The organism is Sphingobacterium sp. 1.A.5 (genome assembly GCF_002734235.1).
In the GTDB taxonomy this organism is placed as follows: domain Bacteria; phylum Bacteroidota; class Bacteroidia; order Sphingobacteriales; family Sphingobacteriaceae; genus Sphingobacterium; species Sphingobacterium daejeonense.
Window position 1 is genome coordinate 1 of record NZ_PEBA01000031.1, and the last position, 17,011, is coordinate 17,011.

General features: G+C 45.9%; 17 protein-coding genes. 7 read left to right on the plus strand and 10 right to left on the minus strand.

The window, feature by feature from the left end; translation table 11 throughout:
• Positions 1–861 precede the first annotated feature (861 nt).
• Together CRT24_RS12605 and dnaG are read left to right on the plus strand one after the other, a co-directional pair.
• Complete coding sequence (locus CRT24_RS12605; protein ID WP_099371589.1) at positions 862–1,611, plus strand: hypothetical protein; 750 nt, start codon at positions 862–864, stop codon at positions 1,609–1,611.
• A gap of 465 nt (positions 1,612–2,076) precedes the next feature.
• Entirely contained in the window at positions 2,077–4,056 is a 1,980-nt protein-coding gene (dnaG, locus tag CRT24_RS12610; protein ID WP_099371590.1) for a DNA primase, read from the plus strand.
• Here dnaG and CRT24_RS12615 read toward each other — a convergent pair.
• On the minus strand, positions 4,018–5,028 hold the full coding sequence (locus CRT24_RS12615; protein ID WP_099371591.1) for an ATP-binding protein: 1,011 nt from the start codon (positions 5,026–5,028) through the stop codon (positions 4,018–4,020). The two genes, dnaG and CRT24_RS12615, sit on opposite strands and share 39 nt — an antisense overlap.
• A 148-nt stretch (positions 5,029–5,176) precedes the next feature.
• Between CRT24_RS12615 and CRT24_RS12620 the strand changes: the two genes are divergently transcribed.
• Complete coding sequence (locus CRT24_RS12620) at positions 5,177–5,377, plus strand: hypothetical protein (protein WP_144034581.1); 201 nt, start codon at positions 5,177–5,179, stop codon at positions 5,375–5,377.
• Between the two features lie 141 nt (positions 5,378–5,518).
• Here CRT24_RS12620 and CRT24_RS21440 read toward each other — a convergent pair whose 3' ends face one another.
• The 5 genes from CRT24_RS21440 to CRT24_RS12645 form a co-directional block, all read right to left on the minus strand.
• Positions 5,519–5,635 carry a hypothetical protein gene (locus CRT24_RS21440; protein ID WP_099371593.1) on the minus strand — a complete coding sequence of 39 codons (117 nt, stop codon included), beginning with the start codon at positions 5,633–5,635 and terminating at the stop codon, positions 5,519–5,521.
• Between the two features lie 25 nt (positions 5,636–5,660).
• Positions 5,661–5,981, minus strand: coding sequence for a hypothetical protein (locus tag CRT24_RS12630; protein ID WP_144034582.1), 321 nt, complete (start codon positions 5,979–5,981; stop codon positions 5,661–5,663).
• Between the two features lie 238 nt (positions 5,982–6,219).
• Positions 6,220–6,570, minus strand: coding sequence for a hypothetical protein (locus CRT24_RS12635; protein ID WP_099371595.1), 351 nt, complete (start codon positions 6,568–6,570; stop codon positions 6,220–6,222).
• 68 nt (positions 6,571–6,638) lie between these two features.
• Positions 6,639–6,869, minus strand: a complete 231-nt coding sequence (locus CRT24_RS12640; protein WP_099371596.1) for a hypothetical protein — start codon at positions 6,867–6,869, stop codon at positions 6,639–6,641.
• A 601-nt stretch (positions 6,870–7,470) separates the two neighbouring features.
• Positions 7,471–7,845, minus strand: a complete 375-nt coding sequence (locus CRT24_RS12645; RefSeq protein ID WP_099371597.1) for a hypothetical protein — start codon at positions 7,843–7,845, stop codon at positions 7,471–7,473.
• A 455-nt stretch (positions 7,846–8,300) separates the two neighbouring features.
• Here CRT24_RS12645 and CRT24_RS12650 point away from each other — a divergent pair, with 455 nt between their 5' ends.
• On the plus strand, positions 8,301–9,347 hold the full coding sequence (locus tag CRT24_RS12650) for a glutaminyl-peptide cyclotransferase (protein WP_099371598.1): 1,047 nt from the start codon (positions 8,301–8,303) through the stop codon (positions 9,345–9,347).
• Here the strand turns inward: CRT24_RS12650 and CRT24_RS12655 are convergent.
• Entirely contained in the window at positions 9,344–9,979 is a 636-nt protein-coding gene (locus CRT24_RS12655; RefSeq protein ID WP_099371599.1) for a response regulator transcription factor, read from the minus strand. The genes CRT24_RS12650 and CRT24_RS12655 overlap by 4 nt on opposite strands.
• A 100-nt stretch (positions 9,980–10,079) precedes the next feature.
• On the minus strand, positions 10,080–11,303 hold the full coding sequence (def, locus tag CRT24_RS12660; protein ID WP_099371600.1) for a peptide deformylase: 1,224 nt from the start codon (positions 11,301–11,303) through the stop codon (positions 10,080–10,082).
• 96 nt (positions 11,304–11,399) lie between these two features.
• On the opposite strand from def, the gene ruvX reads away from it, so the two are divergent.
• Both ruvX and ybeY read left to right on the plus strand, forming a co-directional pair.
• Complete coding sequence (ruvX, locus tag CRT24_RS12665) at positions 11,400–11,813, plus strand: Holliday junction resolvase RuvX (RefSeq protein ID WP_099371601.1); 414 nt, start codon at positions 11,400–11,402, stop codon at positions 11,811–11,813.
• Between the two features lies 1 nt (position 11,814).
• A complete protein-coding gene (gene ybeY, locus CRT24_RS12670) occupies positions 11,815–12,249 on the plus strand; it encodes an rRNA maturation RNase YbeY (protein ID WP_099371602.1) in 435 nt (144 codons plus the stop codon).
• Between the two features lie 18 nt (positions 12,250–12,267).
• On the opposite strand, the gene CRT24_RS12675 is transcribed toward ybeY, so the two are convergent.
• Both CRT24_RS12675 and CRT24_RS12680 read right to left on the minus strand, forming a co-directional pair.
• A complete protein-coding gene (locus tag CRT24_RS12675; protein ID WP_099371603.1) occupies positions 12,268–13,326 on the minus strand; it encodes a PmoA family protein in 1,059 nt (352 codons plus the stop codon).
• Positions 13,327–13,337: 11 nt separating this feature from the next.
• Positions 13,338–14,690 carry a Gfo/Idh/MocA family protein gene (locus tag CRT24_RS12680; protein WP_099371604.1) on the minus strand — a complete coding sequence of 451 codons (1,353 nt, stop codon included), beginning with the start codon at positions 14,688–14,690 and terminating at the stop codon, positions 13,338–13,340.
• A 164-nt stretch (positions 14,691–14,854) separates the two neighbouring features.
• On the opposite strand from CRT24_RS12680, the gene CRT24_RS12685 reads away from it, so the two are divergent.
• Positions 14,855–16,690, plus strand: coding sequence for a Xaa-Pro dipeptidyl-peptidase (locus tag CRT24_RS12685; protein WP_218962629.1), 1,836 nt, complete (start codon positions 14,855–14,857; stop codon positions 16,688–16,690).
• Positions 16,691–17,011 lie beyond the last annotated feature (321 nt).

Here is a 17,011-nt window from a genome sequence, read left to right on the forward strand (position 1 = left end):
AATGCCAACGACCTGCTTGAGTGTTTTCATGTTAATTTTTTGATGTGAAACTGAAAAATCAATAGTGAAACTTCCCTTGGACTTGTCTCCTGATGGATATTCAAGCTGGACTGTAATTCCGCCTTACATTCTGTTCTGTCTTAGGAAGCGAAAAAGAGGAAGGCCATCTCTAAAAATCAGTATGCTAAAAAAGCTACTAAGACAGCCCTAGGCTCTCCCTCTTTTCACTAAATACAGCAAATCTATAAAACAAAAAATGTCTCCTACATTTGCTTGACACAAACATAGGAGACAGCCCCCATCGTCAGAAGGCAAATTGGTCAGATACCTGAGGGATCATCCGAACTTCTCTCCCAGCTCCGGATATATCTGGCCGCTGATCGAAGGAGCAGGGCAGAATGGGACGGAGTTGCACTTGGAGAACCGTTGACACGCAAACAGGGTGGAGAGCTTCTCAGGGAGAGGTTTCTCGTGCAGGGCCTAGAGCCTCCAGACAGTTATCAATTGGACGAACTTTGGGGCCGCTGCTATCCCTGATCGAACTGGGGTACCCAGCTTCTGGAACCTTTGGTGCAGGCGCGCCCCTTGACTAAATTTTTCAGGCCTCTGGGAGAACAGGGCGGACTGCCCTCCAAGAGTTGGAAGTCGTTCCAGATTATGTGATAGAGCCATGGATAGGTTCGCTCCGTACATCCATCACACCATTGTTGCCGTGTTTCCACAATTCACCTTTTCGCGAGGGAAATTTCTATCAGTGGGGGTATCCGAGCCAAATGGAGGAATGAGAATCGACGTTAAAACCGGACACGGCCAAATGAGCAAGGTATTGCAGATACCATCCTATAACTAAATTCAAGCAGAATGAACAAAGAAAATTACGACTACCTCAAAGACCAGATTTTCTATGCTGGCTTTGGGAACAAATTGCACGAAGCCCTCCAATCAAAGATTTCAAGGGGCAAAAAGGAGTTTCAACTACACTTCCAGGGAATTGTCAGCGGCCAAACCGTCTCGGCGGAGCTCCAGTTCTCCCAGAGCAGAAAGACAGAGCACTATTTCTTCAACTCATATACCCTCGAAATCCCCGCGGATTCAAAGCAAGGGCCGAGAAAATTCTACGTGAACGGAAGGGAGAGGTTCACCCTAAAGGAGGCATACAACCTGATGTGCGGCCGATCGGTCCACAAACAGTTTACCAACATGAACGGTGAGCCCTACAGGGCTTGGTGCCAGCTGGACACCAAGGAGATGGACATCCAGGGACAGTACAGGATGTCCAAGTTCTACGAGAGTAACGGCTATGATCTTGAAAAGCAGCTGGAAAGGTTTCCGATCCGTGAGATCTCAGATCCGGATTCCCGCAAACTGGTCCTCGAGTCCCTCAAGAGGGGAAACCGGCAGCTGGTCACTTTCGATCTTAGCAGCGGTCCCGAGAAACTGTACGTTGAAGCACTTCCGCGCTTCAAGGCCGTATGCATCTACAATGGAAAGGGTATTAGGCAGGAATTTATTGACGACCGACAGCACGTTCAACGAAATGGCGCAAAGTTACAGGAACAGCAACGGCAGATACAGGTCCGAAGATCGGGTCACAAACCAGGGAAGCCGTGAAACTCGGTTGGCTGCTGGCACTGGGAAATTTCCTGCCCCGATCGTTTCGCCGTTTGGAAATGGATCCCAGGGTTTCATGCCGCCATATGGCCGTTTTTCCTGCCCTTTTGGGAACGCACCTTGAAAACGGACCGACAGGTCCGGTAAGCATGTTCGGAGTCCAGGGGGCGACGATGTCCAAGATGTCACTGGCCTCCTACTTCAGCTGCCTCAGGGACCTCCACGATCTGGGATATGTTCACTATGTGCGTTTCTTTGACAGGACTAGGCCGAGCAGGATATAGTTAAGGGGGCTGTGGCCCGAAAGGATCAAGGGAAAGCAAGCGCATGGGGATATACCTTGCAAGGGTGTCCAAGGGGGTCTGTTGGGCTTGGTGATATATCCATGAACACTGGATCCCGGATGTGGTGGGCAACGTTAATCCTATACCCAGCAATGGACTTATATTGCTATCTTTGTTCGAGATGATCAAGAAGGAAACAATTGAAATGGTCCTGGACGCAGCTCGGATTGAAGAGGTGGTGGGGGAGTTCGTAGACCTGAAGAAGCGGGGCACCTCGCTCATAGGCAACTGTCCTTTCCATAACGAAAAGACCCCTTCCTTCCATGTTTCTGTCTCCAAGGGCATTTACAAATGCTTTGGGTGCAGTGCGGGAGGGGATTCCCTGAAATTCGTCATGGAACATGAAAAGTACTCATATCCCGAGGCTATCCGTTACCTGGCCAACAAATACGGTATCCCCGTTGAAGAAGAGCAGGTTAGCCAAGAGCAGCAGCAGGTTCAGGGGAAACGCGAGAGCCTCTACGTCTTGAGCAAATGGGCAGGCAGATATTTCGCCGAACAGCTACTGGAGACCGAGAAGGGAAGGAACATTGGCCTGAGCTACTTCCATGAGCGGGGCTACCATGAGGAGACCATCAGGAAATTTGAACTGGGTTATTCCCCGGAAAACTGGACGGCCCTCGTGGACTCTGCCAAAAGGGAGGGACACTCCGCGGAATACCTCCTGGAGGCTGGCCTTGCAATCGAGCGGGAGGACGGTTCGCTGTATGACAGGTTCAGGGCACGCGTTATCTTTCCCATCCACAACTTGACCGGAAGGGTTATAGGATTTGGGGCCAGGACCCTAAAGACTGACAAGAAGGTGCCCAAATACGTTAATTCTCCTGAATCGGACATTTACCACAAGTCAAATGTGCTCTATGGAATACATCTGGCCAAGAGAGCTATAGTGGACAGCGATGCGTGCTACCTGGTGGAAGGGTACGCCGACGTCATCTCCTGCCATCAGGCGGGGGTCGAAAACGTGGTAGCCTCCTCGGGCACTTCTCTTACCACTGGCCAGATCAAGCTCATAAGAAGGTTCACGCGCAATGTGGTCATCCTGTACGACGGGGACCAAGCTGGGATCAAAGCATCCATCCGAGGTGCCGAGATGTTGCTCGAGGAAGGCATGAACGTCAAAGTGCTGCTCTTCCCAGACGGGAACGACCCCGATTCTTACATCCAAAAGCACGGTCCCTCCTCATTCCGGGCCTACCTGGAGAAAAACGAGGAGGATTTCGTCTTTTACATGACCAGGGTCCTGCTCGGCGAGGCTGGCCATGATCCGATCAAGCGGTCAGAAGTTATCCGTGAGGTTGTAAAGAGCATCTCCCTTATCCCAGATGAAATCAAGGTCTCTGTATACATACAGCAGTGCAGCAGTCTCCTCCAGATCGAGGAGAGGGTCCTGTTGACCGAGCTGAACAAGATGAGGCTGGAGCGTGCCAAGAATGTCTCAAAATCGGCCCAGGGACCGTCTGCGGAAAGTAATTCCCAGATCCCGGACGATGGATTCATCCCTGCGGAAATGCTCGCAGCAATGGAGTCGCAGGGCGTACTTCCGCCAAAACCTGGTAATCCCGAGTCCTCCGAGGTCCTTATGGAACGCGAACTGGTAAGGGTGCTGCTGAATTACGGCAGGGAACAGGTGACCTGGGAAGGGGACGCAGATCTCCCGGTTGCACCGTACCTTTTGGCAAGTCTGGAGGATATCACCTTGAGTGACCAGGTGAGCAGAAAGATCGTTGAGGAGTTCCGTGCTCACTCAGAGCGTTTCGAGGTGCCAGAGGCCAGGTATTTTTTCTCCCATGCAGATCCCCTGGTGGCCAAAATGGCGATAGACTGTTTGGCAAACAGGTATGAGGTGAGTCCGAACTGGAACGACGACAAGCGAAAGATATTTGTTCCCCAGGAAAGGGACCAGTTGAAGGAACTCGTGGTACAGCTGATCTACAGGATGAAAAAGATCAAGGTCGAGGTGGAGATGGAAAGGTTCAGGGAGGAAATTAAGGCTGAACAGGATCCGGCCAACCTGCAGATCCTCCTGGACAAGTACCAAAAGCTCAAGGAAGCTGAAAAGCTACTTGGCGGGCTGTTGGGAAATACCGTCGTAAAGTGAACTCCCAAATTTCTCAACCCTAGGATTTTTGACCCTTTTCCAGCCCTTGGTGAGGCCCGCTGCCCTTGATTGACGGCAGGATAGAACCGCCTCCGCCAGTTCCGTGGAAACCAGGGGTTTGGAAAGCACCCGGTCAAAGCGGTCTTCGGTGTCCTCTCTTCCTGTATAGAAACTGTCCCTGTTCTCTGAGGTCAAAGCGAGGACTGGTAGGAATTCCCTTTCCTTGCGGACCATTCTCAGGGCATCCCATCCGTCAGGTCCGGGCATGTGCAGGTCGGTCAGGATGAGGTCAACGGGATTAGCAAGGGTGAAGTCCACGGCATCACTGTTCAGGAATACCCTGACATTGCCAAACCCTTCGTTGAGTTGAGACATATAGAAACTGTTTATCTTGTTGTCCTCAATAATAACCATCCTGATGTCCTTAGGGATGTACGAAATGCTTTTTGGCCCACTGTGGTCTATTTTTATTCCGTCTTTGGCCAGTCTGACCTGCAGCGAAAAAGTTGATCCTCTGCCCGGTGTGCTCCGCACCGTTATCTTTCCGTCGATCTGTTCTGCCAGTAGCTTACTGATGTACAGGCCAAGGCCGAACCCTGTGGCCCGAGAGTTTTCCCTAATCCTGTAGTACTGGCGGAAAATGTACTTTTGCTGATCTTTGCTGATACCCGTTCCAGTCACCTCCACCCTAACTTGGAGAGCTGGGTGCCCGTTGCTTACCGAGATTCGGACTGAGATCGAAACGGTCCCCTTGGACGTGTATTTTATGGCATTACTGAGCAGGTTTGATACTATCTGCTTTATCCTGAACTCACAGCTATAGATCTGGATTTGCTCTGCTATGGCGATGTCCGTGGCAAGGTCCAGCCCCTTTTTGTCTGCAGCGTACTTCTGTACCTGTATTAACTGTCCGATCAATCGTGCAGGATGGAAGAATTCCTTGGTTACAGAATGGCCGATTGTTGATGCCAATAGTAATGTGGTATTTCAATAACTTGTATGGCCCGCCCATGAGGAAAAGGCTTACAGACACAAGGTGCCAAATTGGGTGTTTTTTCAATTTAACCGTACCGAACCTGACCCGGACGGCCTCCCTTATTCGGGCAAGCCCAGAACCGAGATGGAACACTTCACCGCCGGTTGTATGGAAACCATCGCCTTTGTCGATGGCGGTGACCGTGGCCTTGGTGCCCTCTACCTTCGCAACTATCCTGATATGGGTGCCATGGGAGTGTTTAAGGCTGTTGTTCAGCAGTTCCTGACAGATCCTGTAAACCAAAAATTTCTCGCTTTCCATCAAGTTGTTTTCCGGACCATATAACTGGCCGTCAACCTTAATGCCTCCGTTCTGGAGCTTTGCCGCCATCTCGCCCATGGCACTCTGCAATCCAAAGTCCAGAAGCGTCTTTGGAGAGAGCTCATAAGATATCTTTCGGATTTTCTGTATGGCCTCGCCCAATATTCACTTGGTCGGGGTAATGTCTCCCAGGTGCGCCTGGTGCTGGGACAGAAAGTGCTGTAAATTCAACCTGGCGGCATACAGCAGCTGGCCCACTCCGTCGTGAAGGAGCCTCCCTATGCGCTCCCTCTCCGCCTCAAGTTCTTCATGGAGGTCTGGAGCTACCTACTTTCCGTCTCCTGGAAATACCAGGATCCTTATCGCTCCCCCCCTGGCGTTCGACGGCAGCAAGGAGGTCGTTTTTTTGCCTGCTGCCTGGAACCGAAACATTTAAGAAGTGCCAGAGGGGAGGATTCTCGAGCAGATCTTTGATGCGCTGGGAGATGTTCTTCCCCAGCAGGATGGATAGATCCTTGCCAATGAAACTGCCTTCAACCCTGCCGAGGGGAGAAATGTGGGATATGTAAATTTCCTGGATAATGAGTTCGTCGGTCGTCTCGACCAATGCCCCGTAGATTGGGACCAATCGTCTAAATGTTTTGGCGGTCATTCTATTCTTTACCACGAGAAAGTTCCCTTTTTCGTTTAATAACTGGTAACAATGGTTAAGAAGCTCAGGCTGCCTGGCCGTGTAAGTCCTCCTCCAGCTATATCCTAGCTAAAAATGGATATAATGAAAAAATATACACTTTAACGATATCCCACGGGATCCCAAACCAATCCAGGCGTAACCCTTGGCAGGAATGGGGTTATTGCGTTTCCCATCAGGCCCTGCCTTGTGGGATGGAAGATGGTCCGCCCTGGGACCTAACACTGAATTCTGACAGGTCGGCACTTTCGATCGGATCAGGCAGGGACTTGTTCTTTTCGTTCAGATCCCTCAAAAAGTCCACGAAAACCTCCGGAAGCAGCTCTTTTTTTTCATCCTTGACCCCTAAATGCACCCTCTCCCCATTCTGGGGTGGATCTTCTGAATAGGTTGCCCCTGCAGAGGGGACGTGGAAATATTCACGGAAAATCTCCCTGGCAGAACATGGCAGAATCCCAATGTTGATGAGCTTGAAGATATGTATGTACTTATCGATCTTTTCTATTATTCTCTGTTTGTCGGTCATATGTAAATGATTTTTGTCTGTTCATCGGTCTGTTTATAGTTTGGCTAATGACGCTCTTTATTTTTTGCTCACCCCCTCCACTGGATACTGAACTTTATCAGCAACATGTCGCAATTGCTGTTGAATTCGTGAATGTCATACCCTTTGTAGGTAAATTCCTTCACTTCCTCTATTTTCCTCAGCAGTTCCTCAACCTGGAGGATGGCATCGGACACTACACCGTTCAGCTCCAGTCCCTCTTTAGAAATCGTACTCTTGAATGTCAGAATTTCGGGCATGATGTATCTCCTTTCCTGCATATAACAATCTGCTGGATATATAAGTTTGGGCGGATGGAAAAAATTTTGGACCAATAGGATCGAGCTGTTTGCTCTCTGGGGGTCGGGGTAGGGCTTCATTAGCTTCCTGTCGAATTTGCCAGGGTTGATGGTTGCTCAGGTTATGGTGCCTTCCTTTTCGGCCAGAAAGATTTATTGAACTGGTATTTCGGGAATTCATCCGGCTTTTCCTTTCATTGATGAGGATTCTTAAAAAAATCTCGGTGGGGCCAGGAATGCCGAAGCATCTTGGAGAAAAAGACGGCGAAGTTTTGATAAGTTTCTGAAATTCAGGGCTCCGGGGTGATCGGGAAAATGGCCCGTTTGGCCACCCGGGACCAGCAGAAGAGATGATCGATATTATTTTTGTACGGAAGTTGCGCCACCATTGAAAAAAATAACTAATTTAACAAAAGCTAAGCGATGCTTAGAAATTTCGTTATGCCCGGGATGGCCAAGTACGCCCCGGGTTTTATTTCCTAAAATCACCCCCAAGAATGCAAAATCCAATCCGTTCCAAAGTTCCCCTTAACGTCTTTCACATTTGTCCACCAGTCCAAAGAGCAATACCTTATAGAACAGCTCAAGTTTTTCTGTAGGGCAAGAAGAGTTTTTTGGCGATGAATTCCTGGAATTCCATGAGATGGACCGCTTCCATGTCCTTGGGAAAATAACCAGTGTCCTGGAAATGGGATTCGAGCTCTTTTATCCTTTCCCTGAGGATGCAGTTCAACCTGAGGTTGAAGTCCCTGAAATTACCGGATCTTGATTCCAGGAAGTGTTCAAGGTGGTGGAGGTAGAAAAGTTCAAAAGCTGGGCGGGTAAGGTTGGCAACGGCGTCTGTAAATGCCCTGTCCTCATCATACCTTTTCAGGGGGTTCCTTTTAAGGTCGAAAGGATGAGGGAACAGTCTGAAAACCGTTGTTGTTTTAAAAAGTCTTGCACGTTTCTTGGTCATTAACGGATAATTTTTCTCGGTTATAATTCTATATGACCTGTTGTCACAGGATGGCAGCCCATTGGGGGCGAGAACAACGCACAATTGAAGGCACGACCGACCGGGAGGGCTACAGCAGGGGATAGTAGGCTGAAGCGCCTTTTTTTCCCGAATGCCTTTCAGGGTAACGATTTGTCCGCCAAAAAGTTTTATTTTATTCGTTTTTATGGTCTTGGTCGAATTCCCGAATCAATCAATCGCTTGTACAGCGGCCCGGAAACATTGATATGGATAAAACGCTACAATGAAATTTTGGAGTATGCATAAAAATAATGCTAAATTTGGTCTGGTACTCAATGAACCAGTGCCGGGATCAGAATTACGGCCCGCTAACTGGCCACTTTCCTATCGACCCAACATGGTTTGTCGGTAGTGTGATGCCTTTTAATCGTTAATTCATCAAATTAAGACAGACAATGAGATCTAAAGTCAAATTATTATTTATGGTTTCCATTCTGACGGTTTTCCTTTCTTCGTGTAGGACCCAGGGTGGTAAGTTCGAATTTTCTGAGCCTTCCGGTACGCTCAAGGTCCTAAAGGGTGAAAAAGTTACCCTAAGATTGAACTTCCCGGACCCGCAGATCGATTCCGTAGTCTATTCTATGGACGGTGAAGTTCTTGAGGTCAGGACGGACACGAATTCCTTGGATCTCGATACTGACCCGTTCGGTTACGGAAACAAGACTCTGAGTGCCAAGCTGTACGCCAATGGGTCCCAAGAAATTGCCTACAGGGATATCCAGGTTGTCCCTGTGGCACCCACCGCCTACTCCTTCGAGGTGTTGAACGTCTATCCCCATGATCCGGCTGCGTTCACCCAAGGACTTTATTATGACAATGGGACCCTCTATGAGACCACTGGGAGATGGGGGGAATCTACGTTGAGGAAAGTTGACCTGGCCACAGGCGAGGTTCTTGAAAGGGCTGATATGGCAGGGGATGAATTTGGCGAGGGTATGACCGTGGTCGGGGACAGGATGTACGTTTTGACATGGGAAAACAATCGGGGGCACATTTACGACAAGCGCAATTTCAAACAACTCGGATCATTCGATTATCAGAAGAGCACAAAAGGTTGGGGCCTTACCCATGACGGCAATAGGTTCATAAAATCGGACGGTACGAGCCGACTATATTTCCTGGACCCTGAGAATCTGACCGAGACCGGCTCGATCGAGGTTTTTGATGATAATGGTTCTGTTGACAGCATCAATGAACTTGAATTTATCGATGGTAAAGTATATGCCAATCTATATCATGGTGATAGGGATGAGATTGTGATTATCAACCCGGAGACTGGGGTAATTGAAGGGAAGATCAATTTTGTGGGTTTGTACGATGGCAAGCGTGCTCCTTATGACAATGAGATGAACGGTATTGCTTATAGGCCTGATAGCAAGACATTGCTATTGACTGGGAAGTTATGGAGCAAACTTTATGAGGTTCGTTTAAAGGAACGTTAGATCAATTTATTCTCGGTTGCTATTTTTATTAGCGACATCATATTTTTTGTTTTGAACTTGCTCATCATCCTTTTCCGATGGGTTTCGATGGTGAGCGGGGACAGAAACAATTCCTCTGCGATCTGAACGGAGGTCTTCCCTGAGGCAATCAGTTTCAGGATTTCAGTTTCTCTTTTTGTTAGTTTTGGCAGTAAGGGCAGGTCTGAGCTGATGGGATTGGCAATAATGTCCTGTACTGCAGCGCTGAAGACCATCTGTTTTCCTACAGCTTGGTCGAGGCATTTCTCCAACTCTTCGATATCAATGTTCTTCAACAAATAACCGGATGCGCCGTTTTGCAACAACTGCAGGATCACGCTTCGTTCGGTATGGTTGCTGAGCCCCAAGATAATAACATTGGGTGCTACTCTTTTGATTTCGAGGCAAAGATCGATGCCGTTGATGTCGGGCAATGATATGTCCAGCAGGACAATATCCACAGGGTCAGTTTGGAGGAAGCTGAGCAGATCGGAACCTTTGGTAAAGGTTGCTGTTACCTCATAGGTTTTGATGCGGTCCAATAGGCTTACCAAGCCCTGAAGAATCAAGGAATGGTCGTCGACAATAGCGATGCTATGGGCAGTATTGTACATTTTCTTTAGGGCGAAGGTTAAATATCGCTAAAGATAGCCAAGTTTTCAGCATTTAAACGTTCAATTTTAAATATGCCTGTTTCTGGGTACAAAATTTACCCTATGGTCGGACACTTCCTTTTGGAATCAGGAATTCTACTTTTTCTTTTAGCGGTTCGAATTCTAGTTTGCTGGACTCCTCAATCCTGTCCGGAAATAAAATACCATACAGGTGATCGACCTCATGTTGGAAGATAACTGCAGTAAATCCTTCTACCAGTTCTTCCTTCACTTCACCTTTTCGGTCGATATGTTGCAGCTTGATGGCATAGCTGCGTTTAACATCCTGCCTTAGGTCCGGAATGGAGAGGCATCCCTCTGCTCCCACACGCGTTAGTTTGGACCTCCATATAATCTTGGGATTCATATAGAATTCGAAGGGTTCATCTTTTTTATCCAGTCTCTGCACCCAGATGACATTTTTATTGATACCAACCTGTGGTCCGGCAATTCCGACTCCGGCATGTTCAGGGTCGTTGACTGTCAGTAGCATCCGAGCAGCAAGCTTATCCAAAAGAGGGTCATCAAATTTGATGTCTTCAGAAGGTTTTTTCAGGACAGCAAGTTCTTTGTCATCAGTAATCTGATAAACATGCATCTTGCTGTTTACATCAGCTCCATTTATTAACGCAATCTCTCCTTCACTGAAGTTCTTTGCCATGCTTTTATTCACGTTACGTTCGTTTTTCGGTCCTTTATATTTCATTTCTCCAGCATCAATTGTAATGCCAGTAAGGATATTTTCCTTTGGAGGTTGTGGGCATCTGTAGCCATTGCTATAGGCGCAGTAAGGGTTATAGGCTTTGTTAAAGTCAATTTTGATCTTTCCGTCTTTAATGTCTTCGATGCTCAGGTCCAGGTATCTGCCCCCTTCATAAGTGGCATCTCCGTTTGTATTGTCCATAAATGGCACAAAAAGATGGTTTTTATAGGTAGGGTTCTGGAATAGGGCAACACTTTGGTAAGCGGTCAGGGCTACTTTTTGTCCACCCAGCTCAAAGTGGAGGATTCCGTATCTTTTGTACTCATTGGATGTTCCATCATAGGTCGGCATGCGAAAAGACTGTTCATTAAACAGAGGTTCAACCTCAGCTGTTACCACATAATCTGGGTTTACCGGAAAGAACTTGATGAATTCCACTTGATCTTTGCGCAGTGGGCCGAATTCATCCTTTACCATTTCTTGGATCTGCTTGTCGCGATATTGCTGGATGTCTTGCTCCAAGGACTGTGACATCACAAAAACAGGGGACAGTAAAGTTATCAGATAGATGATTGTTTTCATTTTCAAAATAATATCTATCAAATGTATAGATATTTTGCGATTTATGGGAGGTTGTATTCTAAAGTTTAATTGTAATTTTGTGAAAATTGCAGAGACATGAGAATAATGGCATTTGATTATGGGACCAAGCGGATAGGGTTGGCTGTTTCAGACAGTCTTCAGATTATTGCGAGTCCTTTAGCGACAGTTCACCCTGAAGAGATATGGATCTACTTGGAAGATTATCTGTCCAAGGAGGAGGTTGAGACCTTTGTCGTAGGCAAGCCATTGCAAATGGATGGGACAGCATCAGAGTCCGCGCAACATGTAGTAGGATTTATGCGGAAACTACGCAAAACCTATCCTCATATTCCCATTAAAGAGGTAGATGAAAGATTTACTTCGAAGATAGCTTCCCAAGCTATTTCTCAGTCTGGCATGAAGAAACATAAAAGACAGGACAAGCAATTGATTGATCAAGTATCGGCAGTTTTGATATTGCAGACCTATATGGACAGTAAATCATTTTAAAATGGCATTAAAGGATATTCAATTTTTTTCGGAAGATATTGACTTTACAGTAAAGGACAAACAGAAAATTAGGACTTGGATTGGAGAAACAATTAAGGCGGAAGGTTTTAAGCGTGTAGGGGAATTGAGCTTTGTATTCTGTTCTGATGCTTATCTATTAGAGATCAATAGGCAATATTTGAATCATGATACATTTACAGATATCGTGACTTTTGATTCTTCTGAGGATGAAGATGTCATTGCTGGTGATATTTTTATCTCTGTGGAGCGGATTCGTGAGAATGCTTCAAAGTTTTCAGTTTCCGAAAAGGATGAATTGAACAGGGTTATTATCCATGGTGTGCTTCACCTTTGTGGCTATTACGACAAGAAAAAAGAAGAAAAGGCATTAATGACAGAAAAAGAGGATTACTATTTGTCCACTAGAACTTTTTAGAAATCCTCCTATCTATTTTTATTTTCCTACGAAGTCATTAAATGCTTTGAAGGCTTCGTCATCAGTAAGGTTGGATCCTGAGTTGATGATTACTTTATATTTAAAATTCACGGATTCACCTGCTTTCAAATTAAAGTTCAGTGTTTCTTTACCTTTGCTGAATTCTTTCTGTCCCAAAGGGTTTGCAGCAAACAAGCCATATCCACGGGCATGCCAATAGGTTGGGTATCCAATATTTTTATTGTTATCTAGAATCAGGATGGATATGGGTTCATTGTTGATTTTTCCCATCAGATTGACCCAATGGGCTCTTGTTCCCCAAACGTTGTCTCCTTCAATCCCTTCACTGCTTCTATATTTTCCAGTTACGTTATCATTATTGAGTGCTGCGACTTTGGTGGGGTTTCCATTCGCGTCGGTGAATATCTCTGGGTTTTTGGAAGGGTGCTCCAGTTCACGAGCTATTCGTATCCCCAACAATCCTTCTTTGTTGTCCGCAAATGATACATCTTCATCCTGCGCGGTTAGTTTAGTATCCATTTCGATGGACCTTTGATTGTCTACTTCACTGAAAGTATATTTCGTAGTTTCCTTGATCAGGGTTTTTCCTTCAGGTGTTTGCCAATCTTTTTCAACTTCCAGGATGGCACCATCTCGGTTGATTTCCTTGTTTTTTACGGCAACATGCTTAATGGTTCCGTAATCTTTCTTTTTATCTTCAGGAATTGCTGTTGAATTATTCCAGAAGTCGAGGCCATTTACATTTCCATAGTTGAACCACATTCCGACATGGTGTGGATGGTCTACTCTTTCTCCCGGACGAGGATCCAATGGCCATCCTCGCGTAACTAAAGTCCCTTTGCTGGTTCGTAAAGGGTATAGGACAGGTTTCATTAAATCATCAGGATAGATATACGATGTGAAAGGTTTCCCATCTACCGTGATATCCACTCGTTGTTCATCAGGTCGTTCTGAGATGGCATATTTTTTCTGTGCAACAGAAGTAAAGGAAATGGCACATAATGCAAACAAGGAGATTCCTTTTAAGTGGTATGTAAAAATAAGTTTTCTTTTCATTGGACCAAATTTTAGCTGGTAATTACCTCTTGTTTCACATCGTCGAATGTTACTCTTTTTCCAGTTTCCATTGCTGTTCTAGCCATAATATTAGCTACGGAGTGGTTATATCCTGCTTGCACGGAAGCATTCGGTGTTTTTCTGCTCCGCACGCAATCCATCCAGTTCCTCATGTGCAGCGATGTCATGGGGTCTCCACCAGTATTTGCTGATGTTTCAATCTTTGTAGCATTGTCCAGGGTGAATGGTGTCAATAGATTTGCTTTCATTCCCATTTCTGCAGCGGATTTTTCGGAGAGCCCGCCTTCGGCAGATACCTGATTGGTGTCCAGGTTTAACATTCCGGCATTGGAGTAATAAAGTTCTTTTATTCCCCCCGCGGAGTTGGTGAATCTTGATGAGTAGATCACCTGAAATCCTTTTGTAGCGTCGTCCTTTGGGCCGTAATCCATTACGGCAGTTACGGTATCTGGGTTTTCGCGTCCATCTTTCCAGGTATATATCCCTCCGTTTGCCACGATGCTCCTAGGGTGGTTGAGGTCGGAGAACCAATGTACGGTATCGATCTGGTGTGCCATCCATTGCCCCCAAATACCTGAGGAATATGGCCAGAAAAGCCTAAACTCGAGATATTTCCGTGGGTCCCACGCTACCTTAGGCCTGTTCATTAGAAAGCGGTCCCAGTCTGTGTCTTCCTTGCGTATTTCGCTGACCAATTTTGGTAGTCTCCAACGCCCCGGTTGGTTTACATTCCAGGTCATTTCTACCATATTGATATCTCCGAATTTTCCCGATTTAATGTAATCGTTTGCAGCGATATAGTTGGGTGCGCTTCTGCGCTGGGAGCCTACCTGTAGGATTTTACCGGTATCTTGGACTGCTTTGAGGAGGATTTTAGCATCTTCCAGGGTTTCAGCCATTGGCTTTTCCACATAAACATCTTTACCGTTCCTAACGGCTTCGGCAGCCATCAGCGCATGCTGAAAATCTGCAGTGCTGATTATAACTGCATCAATATTACCCGCAGCAAAAAGTTCATCATTGTTGCGGTATTTTCTGATACTTTGGTCGGTCTTCTGTTTAATATAGGCTTCAGCTTCATCACGGCGGCGGTTCCAGATGTCAGACACGGCAACGAATTCAAAATTGAGGTCTTTGGCATGGTTCATAAACGATGGTACCAAAGAGTCTTTGAAGCGATTGGAGAATCCAATTATTCCCACCTGCACTCTATCATTGGAGCCCATTATTCTGCCGTAAGACTTTGCGCTCATGCCCATGGCGGATAAGCCAAGCATACCGACGCCCAAAGCAGCTTTTTTAATAAAATCCCTTCTTGAAGTATCAGAATTGAAGTTTTTCATAATTGATAAATTTATGCAACTGCTATCCAGTTGATAGTTTATAGTCTAGGTTTGCTGCGGGTAGCAGCTTATGTTCTAGTAATTTACGATTTTGATTTTGTAACACCAATGGCTTGGAGGATATTTTTAGAAAAATTAGGTAATATTGTAATAAGGATAAATCGATGATGATGAAAAAATCTTTTAGTGCATTATTATTTTCTGCATTCCTATTGGGGGCAGTAAATCTTGTTGATGGGCAGACAGTTCCAGTGATTAAGGAGGGTGAGGCTCAGGTTGTGGAGGGTTTCAATACACCTGACAAATGGATACGTGAGGATCTTTGGGTTGAAACGGAGTTTGATACCGACGGAGATGGTAAACTTGACCGTATGCATATGGATGTGACGAGACCATTTCAGACGGAGACCGAACAGTTGAAATTGCCGGTTATTTATGAGACCAGTCCTTATTATGCTGGTGTTGCTGGCGATGTGGAAGGAGTGATGTGGAATGTAAAGCATGAACTGGGAGAGGATGCACCGACTCCAAGGGTTCATCCGGATGTGAAAAGAACAGGGAAAAGACCGATTATATCAAACAGCTTGATACGTGAATGGGTGAAGCGCGGATTTATCGTTGTACATTCATCTTCACCAGGGACAGGCCTATCAGATGGTTCGCCAACAATAGGAGGTCCGAATGAGTCATTGGCTCCGAAAGCCGTAATTGAATGGCTGTCGGGCAAAGATAATGGTTATACAAGCAGGGAAGGACAAGAAAAGGTAAAAGCGTATTGGTCTACCGGAAAGGTCGGTATGACAGGTACTTCCTTCAATGGCACATTGCCATTAGCGGCCGCAACAACCGGTGTAGAAGGCTTGAAGGCAATTATCCCTGTAGCTCCAAATACTTCTTATTACCATTATTATCGTTCTAATGGACTAGTGCGCAGTCCTGGCGGATATTTGGGTGAAGATATCGATGTACTGTATGATTTTGTACATTCTGGGGATGAGTCCAAACGTGCTTATGGCAATAAGGTTGTTCGTGATACGGAGATGGCACAGGGTATGGACCGTAAAACGGGAGACTATAATGACTTCTGGAAGGGTCGCGATTATTTAAACCAAATGTCGGGAATGAAAGCAGCCCTATTGATGTCACATGGTTTCAACGATTGGAATGTCATGCCGGAGCATAGCTATAGAATCTATAAAGCAGCACAAGAATTGGGTCTTCCAGCGCAGATCTATTACCATCAGGATGGCCATGGTGGTCCTCCACCAATGAAAATGATGAACCGCTGGTTCACAAGATACCTGTATGGGGATGAAAATGGGGTGGAGAAAGATCCCAAAGCTTGGATTGTTAGGGAAGATGAGCGTCAGGTGAATCCTACTGCCTATGCAGACTTTCCAAATCCTGCAGCCTCAGATGTGGATTTGTTCTTGGGAGCAGGTGGGAATGGACATGGATCATTGATGTCCAATAAAAAAGCTAAACAGAAGAATGAGACTATTGTTGATGATGTTTCCTTTTCGGGAGATTCATTGGCTCAGTTGGCAAATTCAAAACATAGACTGTTATATCTAACCCCTATTCTAACTAAAGACCTGCATATTTCGGGCTTGTCGAAAATCAAGATCCGTTTGGCAAGCAGTAAGGTTGCGGCGAATCTTTCGGTTTGGTTAGTAGCTTTGCCTTGGGAAAAAGGAGAAAAGGTAAAGATTACAGAAAATATTATTACTAGGGGTTGGGCAGATCCCCAGAATTATAAATCATTGACTGAGAGCAGTCCTTTGAAGCCAGGTGAGTTTTATGATTTGAGCTTTGATCTACAGCCTGACGATCAGATTATTCCTGCAGGCCAACAGATTGGTCTGATGATTTTTTCGAGCGATCCTGAGTTTACGATCTGGCCGAAAGCTGGAACAGAGCTGACAGTTGATCTTAACGAGACAAGCTTGACTCTGCCAGTTGTAGGTGGCAAGACAGCTTACGAGAATGCAGTGAAATAGGAGAGTATATAAAAACAAAAGCCTGTCTCCTATGTTTGTGTCAAGCAAATGTAGGAGACATTTTTTGTTTTATAGATTTGCTGTATTTAGTGAAAAGAGGGAGAGCCTAGGGCTGTCTTAGTAGCTTTTTTAGCATACTGATTTTTAGAGATGGCCTTCCTCTTTTTCGCTTCCTAAGACAGAACAGAATGTAAGGCGGAATTACAGTCCAGCTTGAATATCCATCAGGAGACAAGTCCAAGGGAAGTTTCACTATTGATTTTTCAGTTTCACATCAAAAAATTAACATGAAAACACTCAAGCAGGTCGTTGGCATTGACG